At 67.4% G+C, this 17952-nt stretch carries 17 protein-coding genes and 1 tRNA gene; 7 read left to right on the forward strand and 11 right to left on the reverse strand.

The features are described from left to right. The first annotated feature begins 74 nt into the window (after positions 1-74). From O3139_RS14215 to O3139_RS14225, 3 genes are read left to right on the forward strand one after another with little or no spacing between them, the layout of a single operon-like run. The gene (locus tag O3139_RS14215) at positions 75-1289 is read left to right on the forward strand and encodes an efflux RND transporter periplasmic adaptor subunit (protein ID WP_269514755.1); all 1215 of its coding nucleotides are present in this window, start codon (positions 75-77) and stop codon (positions 1287-1289) included. 13 nt (positions 1290-1302) lie between these two features. Beyond that, positions 1303-4560 (forward strand): efflux RND transporter permease subunit, encoded by a 3258-nt coding sequence (locus O3139_RS14220; RefSeq protein WP_269514756.1) that lies wholly within the window; start codon positions 1303-1305, stop codon positions 4558-4560. Then, positions 4557-6005: an efflux transporter outer membrane subunit gene (locus tag O3139_RS14225; RefSeq protein ID WP_269514757.1), complete on the forward strand. Its 1449-nt coding sequence runs from the start codon at positions 4557-4559 to the stop codon at positions 6003-6005. Before O3139_RS14220 ends, O3139_RS14225 begins: the two co-directional genes overlap by 4 nt. 32 nt (positions 6006-6037) lie before the next feature. Here O3139_RS14225 and mscL read toward each other — a convergent pair whose 3' ends face one another. The 7 genes from mscL to aroA form a co-directional block, all read right to left on the reverse strand. Then, complete coding sequence (gene mscL, locus O3139_RS14230; RefSeq protein ID WP_269514758.1) at positions 6038-6457, reverse strand: large-conductance mechanosensitive channel protein MscL; 420 nt, start codon at positions 6455-6457, stop codon at positions 6038-6040. Positions 6458-6474: 17 nt separating this feature from the next. Continuing rightward, entirely contained in the window at positions 6475-6765 is a 291-nt protein-coding gene (locus tag O3139_RS14235; protein WP_209322409.1) for an integration host factor subunit beta, read from the reverse strand. A 293-nt stretch (positions 6766-7058) separates the two neighbouring features. Continuing rightward, the gene (gene rpsA / locus O3139_RS14240; protein ID WP_269514759.1) at positions 7059-8762 is read right to left on the reverse strand and encodes a 30S ribosomal protein S1; all 1704 of its coding nucleotides are present in this window, start codon (positions 8760-8762) and stop codon (positions 7059-7061) included. 157 nt (positions 8763-8919) lie between these two features. Further along, positions 8920-9570, reverse strand: coding sequence for a (d)CMP kinase (gene cmk, locus O3139_RS14245; RefSeq protein ID WP_269514760.1), 651 nt, complete (start codon positions 9568-9570; stop codon positions 8920-8922). Next, positions 9567-9875 carry an addiction module antidote protein gene (locus O3139_RS14250; RefSeq protein WP_269514761.1) on the reverse strand — a complete coding sequence of 103 codons (309 nt, stop codon included), beginning with the start codon at positions 9873-9875 and terminating at the stop codon, positions 9567-9569. The genes cmk and O3139_RS14250 overlap by 4 nt, the downstream gene beginning before the upstream one ends. Beyond that, a complete protein-coding gene (locus O3139_RS14255; RefSeq protein ID WP_269514762.1) occupies positions 9865-10191 on the reverse strand; it encodes a type II toxin-antitoxin system RelE/ParE family toxin in 327 nt (108 codons plus the stop codon). Before O3139_RS14255 ends, O3139_RS14250 begins: the two co-directional genes overlap by 11 nt. 4 nt (positions 10192-10195) lie before the next feature. After that, on the reverse strand, positions 10196-11512 hold the full coding sequence (gene aroA / locus O3139_RS14260; RefSeq protein WP_420022326.1) for a 3-phosphoshikimate 1-carboxyvinyltransferase: 1317 nt from the start codon (positions 11510-11512) through the stop codon (positions 10196-10198). A 137-nt stretch (positions 11513-11649) separates the two neighbouring features. Between aroA and O3139_RS14265 the strand changes: the two genes are divergently transcribed. Together O3139_RS14265 and O3139_RS14270 are read left to right on the forward strand one after the other, a co-directional pair. Further along, a complete protein-coding gene (locus tag O3139_RS14265; RefSeq protein WP_209322405.1) occupies positions 11650-12114 on the forward strand; it encodes a TIGR02300 family protein in 465 nt (154 codons plus the stop codon). Positions 12115-12293: 179 nt separating this feature from the next. Continuing rightward, positions 12294-12369, forward strand: a tRNA-Ala gene (locus O3139_RS14270). A 49-nt stretch (positions 12370-12418) separates the two neighbouring features. Here the strand turns inward: O3139_RS14270 and O3139_RS14275 are convergent. Continuing rightward, the gene (locus O3139_RS14275; protein ID WP_269514763.1) at positions 12419-14113 is read right to left on the reverse strand and encodes an MFS transporter; all 1695 of its coding nucleotides are present in this window, start codon (positions 14111-14113) and stop codon (positions 12419-12421) included. A 170-nt stretch (positions 14114-14283) separates the two neighbouring features. Between O3139_RS14275 and O3139_RS14280 the strand changes: the two genes are divergently transcribed. Both O3139_RS14280 and O3139_RS14285 read left to right on the forward strand, forming a co-directional pair. Further along, positions 14284-14697, forward strand: coding sequence for an Hsp20 family protein (locus tag O3139_RS14280; protein ID WP_269514764.1), 414 nt, complete (start codon positions 14284-14286; stop codon positions 14695-14697). Positions 14698-14787: 90 nt separating this feature from the next. Next, the gene (locus O3139_RS14285) at positions 14788-15042 is read left to right on the forward strand and encodes a DUF1150 domain-containing protein (RefSeq protein WP_269516499.1); all 255 of its coding nucleotides are present in this window, start codon (positions 14788-14790) and stop codon (positions 15040-15042) included. Positions 15043-15055: 13 nt separating this feature from the next. Here O3139_RS14285 and O3139_RS14290 read toward each other — a convergent pair whose 3' ends face one another. The 3 genes from O3139_RS14290 to rpoN all read right to left on the reverse strand — a co-directional run bounded on the left by O3139_RS14290 (position 15056) and on the right by rpoN (position 17858). Continuing rightward, complete coding sequence (locus tag O3139_RS14290; RefSeq protein WP_269514765.1) at positions 15056-15526, reverse strand: PTS sugar transporter subunit IIA; 471 nt, start codon at positions 15524-15526, stop codon at positions 15056-15058. 98 nt (positions 15527-15624) lie between these two features. Next, a complete protein-coding gene (gene hpf / locus O3139_RS14295; RefSeq protein ID WP_269514766.1) occupies positions 15625-16284 on the reverse strand; it encodes a ribosome hibernation-promoting factor, HPF/YfiA family in 660 nt (219 codons plus the stop codon). A gap of 71 nt (positions 16285-16355) precedes the next feature. Then, positions 16356-17858, reverse strand: a complete 1503-nt coding sequence (rpoN, locus tag O3139_RS14300; RefSeq protein WP_269514767.1) for an RNA polymerase factor sigma-54 — start codon at positions 17856-17858, stop codon at positions 16356-16358. Positions 17859-17952 lie beyond the last annotated feature (94 nt).

The raw sequence follows: 17952 nt of genomic DNA on the forward strand, positions 1-17952 counted from the left end.
TGACCGTGGCTCCTCCCCATGCGCATCCGGTCGCGCCCTGACAGGGATTTCTACCCAACCGGGAGAGTGCGCGCATGCGCAGGCTGAAGATCGTCGCCGTGTCCGTCCTCGTGACGGGCGCGCTGTATGGCTGTTCGCAGAAGTCAGAGGCGCAGGGGCCCCCGCCCGCCGCACCCGTGACCGTGGCCGTACCCCTGGCCGAACGCGTGGTCGACTGGGACGATTTCACCGGCCGGTTCGAGGCGACCAGCCAGGTCGAGGTGCGCGCGCGTGTCGGCGGCTTCATCCAGGCGGTCCACTTCCGCGATGGCGACTATGTCCGGCGAGGACAGCTGCTGTTCACCCTGGATCCCCGCCCGGCCCAGGCCCAGCTGGCCGCCGCCCGCGCGGCCATGGCCCAGGCCGAGGCCCAGCTGTCCCTCGCCCGCACCAATCTGGCGCGATCGCAGGTCCTCGTGGCCAGCCAGGCGGTCAGCCAGGCCGAGGTCGATACCAACGCTGGGGCCGTACAGACGGCCGAGGCCGCCGTCGCGTCCGCCCGGGCAACGGTCCGCGCGCGCCAGCTGGATCTGGAGTTCACCCGCGTCACCGCCCCCGCCTCGGGCCGCGTCTCCGACCGCCGCGTCGATCCGGGCAATGTCGTCGCGGGCGGATCGTCCGCCGGCGACCTGCTGACCACCATCGTCTCGTCCTCGCCGATCTATTTCGTGTTCGAGGGGTCCGAGGCCCTGCTGCTGAAGTATCAGCGCGACGCCCGCGCCGGCCGTTCGGCCCCGGTCCGTATCCGCCTGCAGGACGAAAGCGACTTCAGCCGCTCGGGCACGCTGGACTTCACCGACAATGCCATCGATCCGGCGTCCGGAACCATCCGGCTGCGCGCCGTCATCCCGAACGGCGACGGCTTCCTGAAGCCCGGCATGTTCGCCCAGGGCCGCGTCGCCGGGGCCGGGGCCTATGACGCCCTGCTGGTCCCGGACTCGGCGATCGGCACGGATCAGGCCCGCCGCGTCGTCTCGGTCGTCAACGCCGACGGCTCGGTCACCCCGACGCCGGTGCAACTGGGACCGCTGGTCGATGGTCTCCGGGTCGTCCGGTCGGGCATCCGGCCCACCGATCGCATCATCATCGACGGTCTGCAGCGCGCCATGCCCGGCATGAAGGTGAAGCCCACCAATGGCCGCATCGCCCGCCAGCCGCGGCAGGAGGCCGCGCCGACCACCACCGCGCCGCCCGCCGCGACCGGCACGAGTGCCACCGCCCTGACGCAATCCGTCGCCGTCGGCGACTGAGGCCCGTTCGTCCATGAACATCTCCCGCTTCTTCATCGACCGGCCGATCTTCGCGGCCGTGCTGTCGGTCTTCGTCACCCTGGTCGGCATCTTCGCCTATCCGCTGCTGCCGCTGGCGCAGTATCCGGAGATCGCGCCGCCCACGATCACCATCAACACCGCCTATGCCGGGGCCTCCGCCGAGACCGTGGCCGAGACGGTGGCCGCGCCGATCGAGCAGGAGGTCAACGGCGTCGAGGGGATGCTGTATCTGTCCTCTTCCTCGACTTCGGACGGCACGGTCGCCATTACCGTGACCTTCCAGCCGGGAACCGATCTGGATAACGCCCAGGTGCTGGTCCAGAACCGCGTCGCCCTGGCCGAACCCCGCCTGCCCGAAGCCGTCCGCCAGGTCGGGGTCATCGTGAACAAGCAGGAATCCGGCTTCCTGATGATCCTGGGCCTGACCTCGGCCGACGGCAGCCTGAACAACGACTATATCGGCAACTATGCCAATTCGACGCTGCGCGACCGCCTGCTGCGGATCGAGGGCGTGGGCAATGTCACCGTCTTCGGCGGCGGCAACTATTCGATGCGGGTCTGGATCGATCCGGCCAAGGCCGCCGCACGCGGGCTGAACGCCTCGGACATCACCACGGCCCTGCGTGGCCAGAACATCCAGGCCGCCGCCGGTTCGATCGGCCAGCCGCCCTTCGCCACCAACGCCGCCGCCTTCCAGCAGCCGATCCAGGTCGAGGGCCGCCTGTCGAGCCCCGAGGCGTTCGCCGACATCGCGGTCAAGACCGATGCCGAGGGCCGCGTGACCCGCATCCGCGACATCGCGCGGGTCGAGCTGGGTGCCCAGGACTACGGCATCCAGGGCTATTTCGACGGCGTGCGCGGCGTGGGCATCGCCGTTGTCCAGCAGCCGGGGGCCAACGCCCTGGGCACCGCCGACCGCGTCCTGGCCGAAGTCGAAAAGCTGAAGACCGAGGCCCCCGCCGGTCTCGATATCGGCGTCCCCTACAACCCGACGGAATTCGTCGCCGCCTCGGTCGAGTCGGTGCAGCACACCCTGATCGAGGCGGTCATTCTGGTCGTCCTGGTCGTGCTGATCTTCCTGCAGTCGTGGCGCGCCGCGATCATCCCGATCGTGGCCATCCCGATCGCGCTCGTCGCCACTTTCGCGGTGCAGCTGGCGCTCGGCTATTCGATCAACTCCCTGTCCCTGCTCGCGCTCGTGCTGGCAGTGGGGATCGTGGTCGATGACGCCATCGTGGTGGTCGAGAACGTCGAGCGATATGTCCGCGAGGGCCTGTCGCCCAGAGACGCCGCCTACAAGTCCATGCAGGAGGTGTCGGGGGCCCTGATCGCCATCGGCCTGGTGCTGGTCTCGGTGTTCGTCCCGACCATGTTCGTGCCCGGCATCCCGGGCATCTTCTATCGCCAGTTCGCCGTGACGATCGCAGCCGCTTCGGTGACGTCGCTGTTCGTGTCGCTGACCCTGTCACCCGCCATGGCCGCCCTGCTTCTGAAGCCGCACAAGGCCCATGACGAAGACGCTGCCCGGCCGCGCACGGTCCTTGGAAGGGCGCGCTACTATGCCGGCTGGGGCGGTCGCAAGTTCAACGCGGGCTTCGACTGGCTGTCCGACCGCTATGGCCGCGTCACCGGCCGTCTGGTCCGCACCGTGGCCGTGATGCTGGTCCTCTATGCCGGTCTTCTGGGCCTGACGACCTGGCGCCTGATCGACACGCCTTCCGGCTTCATCCCGGACCAGGACCAGGGCTATCTGATCGGCGTCGTCCAGCTTCCTGCCGGGTCATCGCTGGAGCGGACCAATCAGGTCATGGACAAGGCCCGCAAGATCATCGAGGGCACCGAAGGCGTCGACGGCACCGTGGCCTTCGCCGGTCTGGACGGCACCAGCTTCTCGTTCGGATCCAATGCCGCGACCATCTTCGTGCGTCTGAATGACTACAGCGACCGCACGACGCGCGAGACCACGGCCACGGCCCTGGCCAGTGCCATCACCGGGGCGGCGTCGAGTATCCAGAACGCCAATATCTTCGTCATCGCGCCCCCGGCGGTCCAGGGCCTGGGAACCGGCAACGGCTTCTCAATGATGATCCAGGACACCTCCGCCGCGGGCTACGGCGCGCTGGAGGGGGCGACCTATGCCATGATGGGCGCGGCGGCCCAGGCCCCGACCGAAGTCACCCAGGTCTTCTCGACCTACAACACCGGCTCGCCCCGCATCGAGGCCGACGTCGACCGCGACCGGGCCCTGATGATGGGGGTCCAGCCGTCGGCCGTGTTCGAGACCATGGGCATCTATCTGGGCTCGTCCTACGTCAACGACTTCAACATGCTGGGGCGCACCTTCCGCGTCACGGCCCAGGCCGAACCCGCCTATCGCGACGACATGGCCGATATCGGCAATCTGAAGGTCCGCTCGTCGTCGGGGGCCATGGTGCCGCTGGGGTCGGTGGCCACCCTGCGGGAAAGCTCCGGCCCCTCACGCATCGTCCGCTACAACCTGTTCCCGGCCGCCGAGCTGCAGGGCCAGGGCGCGCCCGGCGTCTCGTCCGGCTCGGCGCTGACGATCATGGAAACCATGGCGGCCCAGGCCCTGCCGCCCGGCTTCTCCTACGAATGGACCGGCCTGGCTTATCAGGAGAAACAGGCCGCGGGCGGTGCGACGATCATCTTCGTGGTCGCGGTGCTGCTGGTCTTCCTGGTGCTGGCGGCCCAGTACGAGGCCTTTACCCTGCCGCTCGCGGTCATCCTGATCGTGCCCATGTGTCTTCTGGCCGCGATGCTGGGGGTCAATGCGCTGGGGCTGGACAACAACATCCTGGTCCAGGTCGGGCTGGTGGTGCTGATCGCGCTGGCGGCCAAGAACGCCATCCTGATCGTGGAGTTCGCCAAGCAGCAGGAAGAGCACGGCATGAACAGCCGGGACGCCGCCGTCGCGGCCGCACGCATCCGTCTGCGACCCATCCTGATGACGTCCTTTGCCTTCATCCTCGGCGTCCTGCCGCTGGTGCTGGCGGATGGGGCGGGCGCGGAGATGCGACGCTCGCTGGGTGCCGCCGTCTTCTTCGGCATGATCGGTGTGACGGTCTTCGGCCTGCTGTTCACGCCGGTCTTCTATGTGATCTGCCGGGGCCTCGCCGCGCGCATTCCGCATGAACCGTCCAGGACCGACCGGCACGGCCGGGACCACCCCCCTGTCGCCGACCCGTCCGGGCCGGTGCCCCATGCCCCCCGCACGGGAGACGCCACATGATCTCGACCCGCCTTTCACCTCTCCTGGCCGCCTGCACGGCCTCCGCCCTGGTGGCGGCGTGCGCGGTCGGGCCGAAGGCGCCCGACGCCCCCCTCCCCCCTCTGGCGTCGGGGGCCTTCGTGAGTTCGCCGCTCGGGACGGCCAACGGCGCGACCACCTCGGCAGAGGCCCGGAACGACTGGTGGCGGCTCTATGCCGACCCCACGCTGGACGGGCTGATCGAACAGGCCTTCGCCCGGAACAACCAGCTGGAAGCGGCCGTCGCCAACCTGCGTGCCGTCCGCGCCAGCCTGTCGGAAGCCCGCGCGGATCGCCTGCCCACGACCAGCACCTCTGCGTCGGTGACGCGCAGCCAGTCGTCGACCGCGACGGTGCAGGGCCTGCCCGCCGGTCAGGATGCACCCGAGATCGACCTCCATGACATCGGGCTGGATGCCTCCTACGAGATCGACCTGTTCGGCCGCGTCGCCTCCACGATCCGCGCCGCCCGTGCCGACGCCGATGCCCAGGCGGCGGCGCTGGACATCATCCGCGTCTCGGTCGCCGCCGAAACGACCCGTGCCTATGCCGACGCCTGTTCCGCCAATGCCCAGATCGCGGTCGCCGAACGGACGCTCGGCCTGCAGCAAAACACCGCCGACCTGACCCGGCGCCTGCTGGAAGGCGGTGCCGGAACGGCCCTCGACACGTCCCGCGCCCAGGCCCAGCTGGCCTCCACCCGCGCCCGGTTGCCCAGCCTGCGAGCCCAACGCGACGGGGCGATTTTCCGCCTCGCCACCCTGACCGGCGTCACGCCTGCGGAGGCCAGCACGGCTGCGCGGACCTGCCGGCGTCCGCCCCAGCTGACCCGGCCCATCCCGGTCGGTGACGGCAGCGCCCTGCTGGCTCGCCGCCCGGACATCCGCCAGGCCGAGCGCAACCTCGCCGCCGCTGCTGCGCGCGTGAACGTGGCCACCGCCTCGCTGTTTCCGACCATCTCGCTGGGCGGTTCGATCGGATCGACGGCGCTGGACGCCTCGGACCTCAGCGACGACCGCTCCTACCGGTTCTCGTTCGGGCCGCTGATCCGCTGGAGTTTCCCCAATGTGCTGACCGCCCGCGCACGCATCGAAGCGGCGGACGCCCGCACCGAAGCGGCCCTGGCCACCTTCGACCAGGCGGTGCTGTCGGCGCTTGAAGAGACCGAGACGGCCCTGACCAACTATGCCAACGAACTGGACCGGCGCGCCGCCCTGACCGAGGCACGCGATCAGGCCGCCAATGCGTCACGGCTGGCCCGCCTTCGCTTCGATGCCGGGGCCGACAGCCTGTTCACCGTGCTGGACGCCCAGCGCACCGAGGCCGAGGCCGACGCCGCCCTGGCCCAGTCGGACGCCCTGGTGACCACCTACCAGATCGCCCTGTTCAAGGCGCTGGCCGGGGGGTGGAGCCAGGACGCGGGCTGACGACGGACGACGCCGCGCCACCTGACCGCGTTTCAGAGCCGCGGCCGGGATTTCAGTTCATCGCGGATTTCGGCCAGCAGAACCTCTGAGGCCGAAGGTGTTGGCGGTGCCGAAGGGGCCACAGCCTCGGCGCGTTTCAGCTTGTTGATCGCCTTCACCATCAGGAAGATCACGAAGGCGACGATCAGAAACTGGATCACGGTATTCAGGAACGCGCCGTACTGGATGGCCACTTCCTCGATCTCTTCGGTGGCGAGATTCTCGGGGCGAAGCACCCACTGAAGGTGGGAAAAATCGACGCCGCCCAGCAGCAGGCCGATCGGCGGCATGACCACCTGTTCGACCAGGCTGGTGACGATCTTTCCGAACGAGGCACCGATGATGACGCCAACGGCGAGGTCGACGACATTGCCGCGCGCGATGAATTCCTTGAATTCGGAAATCAGACCCATCGATATCGTCCCCGGACTCAGGCGTCGCCGCTGGCGTTCAGCCGCTCGCGCAGCTCCTTGCCGCTCTTGAAGAAAGGCACCGCCTTGGCGGGGACGTCGACGGTTTCGCCGGTGCGCGGATTGCGCCCTGCGCGCGCCGGGCGGGACCGGACGGAAAAGGCTCCGAACCCGCGCAGTTCGACGCGACCACCCGCGGCCATCGCCTCGGTCATGCGGCCGAGCACGACGTTTACGACGCGCTCAACCTCGGCGTGTGTGAGATGCGTATTCTCAGCCGCCAGCTTCTCGATCAGCTCAGACTTGATCATGTACAGGCCCCCGCCCTTTCCCGCTCTGGAGCGCAATTACGGGTGCAACTTCAATCCGGTTGCGAACGCATCCTAGCCTTCGCGCGCGGGGCGAAAAAGGGGGTTTGATCAGTTTCCGTCAGGGAATGAGGGTTAAATGTCGCTATCCCGTGCACGGAGTGACTTCCCGGACGAAAAAGGGCGGCTGGATCGCTCCGGCCGCCCTCGTCGTCAGTCACAGGATCGTGGCCCTGATCGGTGCGCGGTCTCGAGTCCCGAGATGCCGCGCATCGACCGTCAGCCTGTCAGACCTCTCAGTCCTGCTTGGCTTTCTCGCGCAGGGCCGCGCCGAGGATATCGCCCAGCGAGGCACCCGAATCCGAGGATCCGAACTGTTCGATGGCTTCCTTCTCGTCGGCCATTTCCAGGGCCTTGATCGAGACGGAGATGCGACGGGTGGCCTTGTCGATGCTCGTGATCTGGGCATCGACGCGGTCGCCGACGGCGAAACGCTCGGGGCGCTGCTCGTTCTTGTCGCGGCTGATGTCCGACTTGCGCACGAAGGACGTGACCGGCGCATCGTCTTCGCCGAACTTGACCTCGATGCCGCCCGACTCGATGGACGTCACGGTCACGGTGACGGTCTGGCCCTTCTTGTAGGTGTCGCCGTCGCCGACGGGATCGCCGCCCAGCTGCTTGATGCCGAGCGAGACGCGTTCCTTCTCGACGTCGACGTCGAGCACCTTGGCCTTGACCATCTCGCCCTTGCGGTAGCGCTGGATGGCTTCCTCACCCGAGACCGACCAGTCGAGATCGGACAGGTGCACCATGCCGTCGATGTCGTTGTCCAGACCGATGAACAGGCCGAACTCGGTGGCGTTCTTGACCTCGCCCTCCACGGTCGAACCGATCGGGTGCTGGGCCACGAAGGCATCCCACGGATTGTCCTGGGCCTGCTTGAGGCCGAGGCTGATGCGGCGCTTGGAGGCGTCGACATCCAGGACCACGACGTCGACTTCCTGCGAGGTCGAGACGATCTTGCCGGGGTGGACGTTCTTCTTGGTCCAGGACATTTCCGAAACGTGGACCAGGCCCTCGACGCCGGCTTCCAGCTCCACGAAGGCGCCGTAGTCGGTGATGTTGGTGATGCGGCCCGTGTATTTCGCGCCCGGCGGATATTTGGCTTCGACGCCGTCCCACGGATCGGACTGCAGCTGCTTCATGCCCAGCGAGATGCGCTGGGTGTCCGGGTTGATCTTGACGATCTGCACCTGGACGGTGTCGCCGACGGCGAGCACCTGCGACGGATGGGAGACGCGCTTCCACGACATGTCGGTGACGTGCAGCAGGCCGTCGATGCCGCCCAGGTCCACGAACGCGCCATAGTCGGTGATATTCTTGACGACGCCGTCGCGGACTTCACCTTCCTGCAGCTGGCCGACCAGCTCGGTGCGCTGTTCGGCGCGGGCCTCTTCCAGAATCGCACGACGCGAGACGACGATGTTGCCGCGCGGCCGGTCCATCTTGAGGATCTGGAACGGCTGCTCCTTGCCCATCAGCGGGCCGACGTCGCGCACGGGGCGGATGTCGACCTGGCTGCCGGGCAGGAAGGCCGAAGCGCCACCCAGGTCGACGGTGAAGCCGCCCTTGACGCGGCCGACGATGGCACCGTTGACCGGCACACCTTCAGCGAAGACGACTTCCAGACGGGTCCAGGCTTCTTCGCGACGGGCCTTGTCGCGGCTGATGACGGCCTCACCCAGGGCGTTCTCGACGCGCTCCAGATAGACTTCGACATTGTCGCCGACCTTGGGGACCACGGACCCTTCGCCGATGGCGAACTCGCGGATCGAGATGCGGCCTTCGGTCTTCAGACCGACGTCGATGATCAGGATGTCCTTTTCGATGCCGACGACGCGGCCGTGAACGACCTGGCCTTCGCCGAGATCACGGCCTTGCAGTTGTTCGTCGAGCAGCGCCGAGAAGTCGTCGCGCGTGGGATTGAGGGTATCAGACATGAAGCGGATGCGTTTCCGATGGGGCTATGGCGCACGACCGGACGGCCCTGCGCGAGGTGATGTTGAGGATGTCAGTCAGGTCGTCGAAAGCGAGGCGATCGGTGCCAGAACGCCCGCGGAGATCGAGGGTGGGTGCGTTGGATTTGCGATCCCGACCCTAAAGGCCGTGTCTCGCGCGCGCCGCCTCGACGATACGGCGGGCCGCATCGAAGGCGCTCTCTATATCCATATCGGTCGTGTCCAGCAAGACGGCGTCGTCGGCCTGGACCATGGGTGCCGCGCCTCGACCGGCGTCGCGCTCGTCGCGGCGCTGGATATCGGCCAGCATGGCCTCGAAGGTGATGGCGTCGCCGCGCCCGGACAGCTGCAGCCAGCGGCGATGCGCGCGGGTCTCCGGTGTCGCGGTGACGAACAGCTTGGCGGGCGCGTCCGGTGCGATGACCGTGCCGATGTCACGCCCGTCCAGCACCGCCCCGCCCGCCTGGCGCGCGAAGGCCTGCTGCAGGTCCAGAAGGGCGGCGCGGACGCCCGGATGCCCGGCCACGCGACTGGCGGCCTCGCCCGCCTCTCCCGTCGTCAGCGCGGGGTCCTCCGACAGGCGGGCGGCGTCGAGGGCCCGCGCTGCCGCCTCCGCCGCCCGGGCATCGCCGAGGTCCCCTCCGCCGGTCAGGACGTCCAGACCGACGGCGCGGTAAAGCAGGCCGGTGTCGAGGAAAGGCAGACCGTAGTGGGCGGCCAGACGCGAGGCGATCGTCCCCTTGCCCGAGGCGGCGGGGCCATCCACCGCAATGACGAAGGACGTAGTCAAGCGGCAGGCTTCATGCGTACAGGCGCGAGGCGCAGGCCCAGGGCCTGCATCACCTTGAAGATGGTGGCCAGTTCGGGACGACCCTCGGCGCTGAGCGCACGGTAAAGGGCTGTCCGGGATAGTTCGGCATCCTCTGCCATCTTCGTCATGCCCTTGGCGCGGGCGACCGTGCCGAGGGCTTTGGTGATGATTCCTGGATCGCCGTACTCGGCCGCCTCCTCGAACGAGGCGACCAGGTATTCCTCGATCGCTTCCGGGGCATTCAGATATCGCGCCGGATCGAACGGAATGGTATCAGGTGCCATCGCCATATTCCCTGGCCAGCACCTTGGCGGCCTCAATGTCCCTGCGCTGGCTGGACTTGTCGCCACCAGCCAGCATCAACACAATACGTCGTCCCCTCCGCGCGGCGTAGAGCCGGTAGCCGGGGCCATAATCGATACGCAGCTCCGTTACGCCCTCGCCGACAGACCTGGCGTCGCCCCAATGACCACGCTCAAGTCTTTCAAGCCGTACCGTGATACGCGCGGCAGCGCGGTGATCACGGAGCCCTTGAAGCCATGCATCGAACGTCTCCGAGAACTCGAGCTCGAAGCCAGAACTGTCGTCTATGGGCGACATTTCGTCAAGCTCCGACCACCGCACCCAGACCCTGCATCATCCCGACGAAGCCGGGGAAGCTGGTGGCGATCATGTCGGGTTCGTCGACGGTCACAGCTCGAGCCGCGGCCAGGCCCAGCACGAGGTGGCTCATGGCGATGCGGTGATCGTGGGCGGTGTGGACGGTCGCGCCACCGGGAACAGGTCCACCGGTGACGACGAAACCCTCCGGCTCTTCCTCCACCGCCACGCCACAGGCGCGCAGGCCGTCGACCATCAGACGGATGCGGTCGCTCTCCTTGACCCGCATTTCGCCGACGCCGCGCATGACCGTGGCCCCTTCCGCGAAGGCGGCGGTGGCGGCCAGGATCGGGTATTCGTCAATCATGGAGGCGGCGCGGCTTTCGGGCACGACGACGCCCTTCAGGGCCGAATGGCTGGCCGTGATGTCGCCGACGTCCTCGCCGCCCGAGACGCGGCGGTTCGCGATGGTCAGGTCGGCCCCCATCTCGATCCAGGTGTCGAACAGGCCGGTGCGCAGCGGGTTCAGCATGACGCCCTCGACCGTCACCTCGGACCCGGGGACGATCAGCCCGGCGGCCAGCGGAAAGGCGGCTGAGGATGGATCGCCCGGCACGGAGACGGCTGTCCCGGACAGGGACTGGCCCCCGCGCAGGCGGATGACCCAGCCCTCTCCCTGATCCTCGACATCCACCACGGCCCCGAAGGCGCGCAGCATCCGCTCCGTGTGGTCCCGGCTCCGCTCCGGCTCGGTGATGGATGTGGTGCCGACCGCATTCAGCCCCGCCAGCAGGATGGCCGACTTGACCTGGGCCGAAGCGACGGTCTGGACATGGTCGATGGCCGACAGGGTTCCGCCCGTCAGGGTCGTCGGCAGAAGGCCGGGCTTGCCGCTCCAGTCGAAGCGCGCACCCATGCGGGCGAGGGGGTCGGTGACACGACCCATCGGGCGACCGCGAAGGGAGGCATCGCCGTCGAACGTCGCCGTAATCGGATAGCCGGCCGCCGCGCCCATCAACAGACGCACCCCGGTTCCGGCATTGCCGCAGTCGATGACGCCGCTCGGTGTCCGGAACCCGCCCCGGCCGGTCACCCGCCAGCGCCCACGCCCGAGATTTTCGACCGTCGCCCCGAAGGCCTCGGCCGCGCGGGCGGTGGCCAGGACGTCGTCGCCTTCCAGCAGGCCGTCGATCTCGGTCACGCCGCTGGCCATGGCCCCCAGGATCATCGAGCGGTGAGAGATCGACTTGTCGCCCGGAGCCCGCACGGTCCCGCGCAGGGGTCCGCCCGGTCGCGCGGTCAGATGGGCAGGATGGTTCACCCGCGTGGCGCTCCGAAACGAGGGTTTGGGGAGGGCGGACCTCAGGCCACGCCAAAGACGGCTTTTGACAGCGGCCCCCCATGGTGGCAAGGGACGCGGCCGAAATCCCCTCCTCCATCCAAAGGTCTCCATCACCCGTGGCCGATCCCAAACTTGGCGCCAAGCAGGTCTGTCCGAACTGCCAGGCCAAATTCTACGACCTCCAGCGCCGCCCGGCGCACTGCCCCAAATGCGATACCGAGTTCGATCCCGAAGAGGCGATCAAGCTGCGCAGCCGTCGCGGCCGTCCGGGTGGCTATGCCGCCGACGACGCCGAGGATCAGGTCGTCGAGAAGAAGGCGACCGACGACGAGGATGAAGAAGAAGATGTGGTCACGCCGGAAATCGATCAGGAGGGCCACGAACCGATCCTGACGCCGGACGACGAGGACGACGTGGTCGCCGACCCGACCGAAGAGCCCGGCATGGGTTCGACCGAAGGCGACGACGACGATGTCCTGGCCGACGACGACGACGACGATTCCGTGCCCTTCATCGAGGACGAGGATGACGACGCCTTCGGTGAAGACGTCGTCAAGGGCGGCAAGGACGACGATCTCTAAAGGGGTCGCCTGTCGCGTGTTCGCGTGACCAGAGGCGGGTTTCGGCCCGCCTTTGATGGCGCACTTGATGAGGCAAAAATAAAAGGCGGAACCGGGTTGATCTGAAAATCGACCCGACATAGGTTCCGCCGCCTCGCCGGGGGCCACACCAGACCCGGCGTTCTGGACCGAAAGGTTCCGGGGCTTTAGCTCAGCTGGTAGAGCGCTTGCATGGCATGCAAGAGGTCAGCGGTTCGACTCCGCTAAGCTCCACCAGATTCCGAGGGGCCGACAGTTCGCTGTCGGCCCCTTTTGGTTTCCGATTTCAGGCGTGGATGTCGACGGACCTGCCCTCGCGCACCAGCAACAGCCCCACTATGGCCGTGACCACGGCGATGACCACCGGATACCAAAGGCCATAGTAGATGTTGCCCGTGGCCGCGACCATGGCGAAGGCCGTCGTGGGCAGGAAGCCGCCGAACCAGCCGTTGCCGACATGATAGGGCAGCGACATGGAGGTGTAGCGGATACTCGTCGGGAACATTTCCACCAGCGCCGCCGCGATCGGCCCGTAGACCATGGTCACATAGAAGACGAGCACGAACAGGATGGCGATGGTCAGGGGTTTGTTGACCAGGGCACTGTCGGCCCTGGCCGGATAGCCGGCGCTCGCCAGAGCTGCGGCGAGGTCCTTTTCGAAGGCCGTCTTGCGAACCGCGAACTCGGCGCGGGTGATCGCACCGGCAGGCAGTGACCCGGACTGAACATCCTCGGCGATGACGCTGTTGAAGCTCTTTACAGTCGCAGCGCCGATCCTGATCTCGGCCGGCGAACCGGCCGGAGCGATGGCGTTGGAATAGCTCACGCCCGCCTTCGCCAGATAGGATTTCGCAAGATCGCAGGAGCTGGTGAAGGTCTGCTTGCCCACGGGGTCGAACTGGAACGCGCAGTCGGACGGGTCGGCATGGACCTGGACCGGCGACGAGGCCGTGGCCGCCGCCAGCTGCGGATTGGCAGCCCCGGTCAGGGCGTGGAACAGCGGGAAATAGGTCAGGGCGGCGATGAGGCAGCCCCCCAGGATGATCGGCTTTCGCCCGACCTTGTCCGACAGCCAGCCCCAGAAGACGAAGAAGGGCGTCGCCAGCAGCAGGGCGGCCGCCGTCATCAGCTGGGCCAGGGGACCGTCGACTTTGAGCACCCGCTCCAGGAAGAACATGGCGTAGAACTGACCGGAATACCAGACGACCGCCTGACCGGCGGCGAGGCCGAACAGGGCGATCAGCACCAGCTTCAGATTGGGCCATTGGCCGAAGCTGTCCTTCAGCGGCGTGGTCGAACCCTTGCCCTCGGCTTTCATCCTCGCGAACGCCGGGCTCTCGGCCAGCTTCAGCCGGATCAGCAGCGAGACGCCCAGCATCAGGATCGAGACCAGGAAGGGGATGCGCCAGCCCCAGTCGAGGAAGGCGTCCTCCCCGAGAGCGAACCGCGTGCCGAGGATGACCAGCAGGCTGATCATCAGACCGGCCGTGGCCGTGATCTGGATGAAGGAGGTATAGAAGCCTCTCTTTCCGGGCGGCGCATGCTCTGCGACATAGGTGGCTGCGCCGCCATACTCGCCGCCAAGGGCCAGGCCCTGGACCAGCCGCATCAGGACGAGGATGATCGGCGCCGCGATGCCGATCGTCGCATAGTTGGGCAGCAGGCCTACCACGAAGGTCGACAGCCCCATCAGCAGCATGGTGACCAGGAAGGTGTTCTTGCGTCCCCACAGGTCTCCCAGCCGCCCGAAGACGATGGCTCCGAAGGGGCGGACGGCGAACCCGGCGGCGAAGGCCATGAGCGCGAAGATGTAGCCCGTCGTCTCGTTCACGCCCGAGAAGAACTGGGCCGTGATGATCGCGGCCAGCGATCCGTACAGATAGAAATCATACCATTCGATCACCGTGCCGACCGAGGAGGCGAGGATGACCAGCCGGTCGTTACCGGCGAGGCCCTGAGGCTCGATGTTCGCAGTGGTCATGACGGTCGCTCCCCGGCCCCACGGGCCGACGAGAGCCTAGCCGTCCATCGGCGATCCACAAGGGCGCTTGATGGCCGGGCCGGGCATCCCATATTCAGACCCGACGCTTGCGGTCCTGCCGATCCATCGGGGGCCTGCCGGTGCAGTCGCTTGTTCGAGGACTGAAGACGATGACCACCCGCCCCGTGCTGTTCGACAGCCCGTTCCTGCTCGGTTTCGACCAGACGCGCGCCCTCATCGACCGAGCCGCAAAGGCAGCCGCAGAAAGCTATCCCCCCTACAATGTCGAACAACTGGGCGAGAGCGCAGTGCGGATCTCGCTGGCCGTCGCAGGCTTTGCGCCGGACGATCTGGCCATCACCCTGGAGGGGCGCCAGCTGACAATCGCCGGAAAGCGCGAGCCGGGGCCGGACCAGGCCTTCCTGCACCGGGGAATCGCGGCCCGCGGCTTCGTGCGTAGTTTCGTCCTGGCCGACGGGCTGGAGGTCGAGGGGGCGCAGCTGGAGCATGGCCTGCTGCACGTCGATCTGAAGCGGCCCGAACAGGCCCAGACGGTGCGGCGCATTCCGATCAGCGTCGGCTGATCCCGGCCACGATTTCGGGACGCTTCGACGCGGCGGCGAACCCGGCGCGCGATCGGGCGTTCATACCCATTGAACAAGGAGGCGGTCTTGATGACGCCGAGGATGACCAAGGAAGATTTCGCCGGCCTGGGCGCACCCGATCTCGTCTATGTGCGCGAGATCAGCGCCGCCGACGTGCTGGCGGATACGCCCACGGCCGAGGCCAGGGGGCTGATGATCGACCCGGACCAGACCCTTTATGCCGTTCACAGCGCGGACGGCGAGCGGCTGGCCGTGATGCTGGACCGGGAGACGGCTTTCGCCGCTGCGGTCGCGCACGAATTGGCACCGGTCTCGGTGCATTAAGCCCCAGAAGCCGTCAGGCCGCCGTTGCGGGGGCGTTGGCGTCGCGGACGAACAGAGCATGCACGGCGTCCACCGTGCGCGCCTGTCGAAGCTGCTCGCGCATTTCCGGCGAGCGGAGGGCCCGAGAGGCGGCGGCCAGGGCGCGCAGGTGGTCGGCTCCGCTGCCCGGCGGGGCGAACAGGGCGAACATCAGGTCCACGGGCCGGTCGTCGACGGCTTCATAGGCGACCGGCGTGTCGAGACGCACGAACACGGCACGGACGCTGTCGAGGCCGCGAAGGCGCGCGTGGGGCACGGCGACGCCCGATCCCAGGCCGGTCGACCCGAGCGCCTCGCGCTCCATCAGGGCGTCGAAAATCGTCGATTCGTCTATGCCCATGCACTGGGCGGCAGCGGCGGCCACGCTGTGCAGCGCCTGCCGCTTGGAGGACGCGCCACTTTTCAGAACGATACCGTCCCGAACCAGCAGTTCACCGATGTCCATGATCGTCGCGACTCATACTGGAGTATTGGCAGAACCCGCCGGATTTGACGGGTCCGGGGCGCGCGCCGTCTAGACGGTTCACGCGCCCTTGGAAAGGCTTATGCGCCCGAACCGTTTACAGAACCGTGTCCGTTCAACGACACTGTGCGTTCAGGGTCGATCCAGCCCACATTCCCGTCGGGACGACGATAGACCACCGACAGGCCCCCGTGAGCTGCATTGCGGAACAGGACCAGCGGATAGCCGGTCATATCGAGCTCCAGAACCGCGCGACCGACGGTAATGGTCCGGATTTCAGACACGCTCTCCGCAATGACCATGCCGACCGGCGGCGGCCCGTCCTGTTCGGTGTCTCCGAAGGTCTCGTCCTCGACGCTATCGGGATCGCGCAGCACGATGCTGCGGGCGACCTCGCGCGCCGCATCCTCGGTCTTCTCGGGCGACAGCCCCTTGGGGCCGATATGATGATCCTTCAGGCGGCGCTTGTAGCGGCGCACCCGCTTTTCCAGCTTTTCGAGGCTGTCGGTGAAGGCAGCGTGGGCGTCGCCGCCGAGGCCGGTGGTCACCAGGGCCTGGCCCGAGGCGAGGCGGACCCAGCAGTCCACCTTGAAGCCATAGCCGTCCTTGGACACCACGACCTCGGCGTTTTCACCGCCGCGTTCGAAGTATTTTCCGACGCCTTCCTTGAGTTCCTGGGAGATGCGCGAGCCTAACGCTTCGCCGACATCCACGTGCTTGCCGCTCACTTGCACTTGCATGGGTGTAGAACGCGACCGGGCGGCAAAAGTGTCAACGGCGAACACCGATTTCACGGTAACGGTTCCGCGATTTACCCTGTTTTCAGCAGGCGGCGGCGCTCGACAGAGGACGGAATGCGCAACGCTTCCCGATACTTGGCCACGGTACGCCGGGCGATGTCGATGCCGGCCTCTTTCAGGATTTCCACGATGCGGTCGTCCGACAGCACGTCGCCGTCGCGGCCCTCGTGATCGATCATCGACTTGATCCGGTGACGGACGGCTTCGGCCGAATGGGACGCGCCGCCGTCGGTGGCCTGGATCGCGGCCGTGAAAAAGAACTTGAGCTCGAACACGCCACGCGGCGTGGAGACATATTTGTTCGAGGTGACCCGGCTGACGGTCGATTCATGCATGCCGATGGCGTCGGCCACGGTCTTCAAATTCAGGGGGCGCAGGAACTCGACGCCGAAGGCGAGGAAGGCGTCCTGCTGGCGCACGATCTCGGAACCGACTTTCAGGATGGTCCTGGCGCGCTGGTCCAGCGACTTGACCAGCCAGTTGGCCTGGGCCGCACAGTCGGCGACGAAGGCCTTTTCGGTCTCGCTGCGGGCGGCGGCAGAGACCGTGGCGTGATAGCGCTTGTCGACCAGAAGGCGCGGCAGGGTGTCGGTGTTCAGCTCGACCCGCCAGCCTCCGGCCGGGTCGGGGCGGACGTGGACGTCGGGGATCACGGTCTGGGCGACTTCGCCCGCGAAGCCCGCCCCGGGTCGGGGGGTGAGTGCCTTCAGCTCCGAGATCATCTCGGCCAGATCCTCCGCATCGACACCGCAGGCGGCGCGCAGGGCGACCAGGTTGCGCCGGGCCAGGAGCTCCAGATTGTCGAGCAGGATGGCCATGGCGGGGTCGAAGCGGTTGCGCTCGATCAGTTGCAGCTTCAGGCATTCCGGGACGGAGCGGGCCATGACGCCGGTCGGCTCGAAACCCTGGCAGGTGGCCAGCACCGCCTCGACGCGGGCCAGGTCGCAACCCAGGCGGTCGGCGATCTCCGCCAGTTCGCCCCGCAGGTAGCCCCCGTCATCCACGCCATCGATCAGGCTGAGGGCGATGGCGTGGTCCGTGGTCGAAAAGCCGGCCGTCGAGGCCTGGGCCTGAAGGTGTTCCCACAGGGTCGGGTCATGACGGTCGGGGCGCTCGCCACCGTCGCCGTCGTTGAAGGAGCCGCCCTTGCCCGTCGCCGACCAGTCCGACAGGCCAGGCTGTTCGGCCGCCTCGTCCGACAGCCGGTCCGAGGTGCGCTCACCGGGCGTCGCATCGCCATAGACGTCATCCTCGCGCGCATCGACGGTGGAGGAGCGGTCGGGCGCCTCTGCGTCGGAAAAGCTGAGCTCGGTGGTGTCGGTCGGGGCCTCACGGCCCTCATTGGGGATGCCCTCGGCTTCCTCGCGCTGGAGCAGCGGGTTCTTTTCCAGCTCGGCGTCGATGTATTCGTCCAGTTCCTGGTTCGACAGCTGCAAAAGCTTGATGGCCTGCTGCAGCTGGGGCGTGATGACCAGCCCTTGCCCCTGCCGAACCTCCAGCCTCTGACCGATCACCGCGCCACCCCTGACCACCGGACCGTCGTGGCCCGGAACTTGCTGTCAGCATGACGGCCAGCGGTTAACGGCGGCTTTCGACCCGGTCGCTTAA

This window comes from Brevundimonas subvibrioides (genome assembly GCF_027271155.1).
GTDB lineage: Bacteria > Pseudomonadota > Alphaproteobacteria > Caulobacterales > Caulobacteraceae > Brevundimonas > Brevundimonas subvibrioides_D.

Coding starts and splice junctions, on each gene's coding strand:
- O3139_RS14290 (WP_269514765.1), bottom strand. CDS start 15,526: ATGGACATCGGTGAACTGCTGGTTCGGGACGGTATCGTTCTGAAAAGT.
- O3139_RS14235 (WP_209322409.1), bottom strand. CDS start 6,765: ATGATCAAGTCTGAGCTGATCGAGAAGCTGGCGGCTGAGAATACGCAT.
- O3139_RS14255 (WP_269514762.1), bottom strand. CDS start 10,191: ATGTCGCCCATAGACGACAGTTCTGGCTTCGAGCTCGAGTTCTCGGAG.
- O3139_RS14250 (WP_269514761.1), bottom strand. CDS start 9,875: ATGGCACCTGATACCATTCCGTTCGATCCGGCGCGATATCTGAATGCC.
- O3139_RS14225 (WP_269514757.1), top strand. CDS start 4,557: ATGATCTCGACCCGCCTTTCACCTCTCCTGGCCGCCTGCACGGCCTCC.
- O3139_RS14285 (WP_269516499.1), top strand. CDS start 14,788: ATGACGCCGAGGATGACCAAGGAAGATTTCGCCGGCCTGGGCGCACCC.
- O3139_RS14220 (WP_269514756.1), top strand. CDS start 1,303: ATGAACATCTCCCGCTTCTTCATCGACCGGCCGATCTTCGCGGCCGTG.
- O3139_RS14275 (WP_269514763.1), bottom strand. CDS start 14,113: ATGACCACTGCGAACATCGAGCCTCAGGGCCTCGCCGGTAACGACCGG.
- mscL (WP_269514758.1), bottom strand. CDS start 6,457: ATGGGTCTGATTTCCGAATTCAAGGAATTCATCGCGCGCGGCAATGTC.
- O3139_RS14280 (WP_269514764.1), top strand. CDS start 14,284: ATGACCACCCGCCCCGTGCTGTTCGACAGCCCGTTCCTGCTCGGTTTC.
- hpf (WP_269514766.1), bottom strand. CDS start 16,284: ATGCAAGTGCAAGTGAGCGGCAAGCACGTGGATGTCGGCGAAGCGTTA.
- rpsA (WP_269514759.1), bottom strand. CDS start 8,762: ATGTCTGATACCCTCAATCCCACGCGCGACGACTTCTCGGCGCTGCTC.
- O3139_RS14215 (WP_269514755.1), top strand. CDS start 75: ATGCGCAGGCTGAAGATCGTCGCCGTGTCCGTCCTCGTGACGGGCGCG.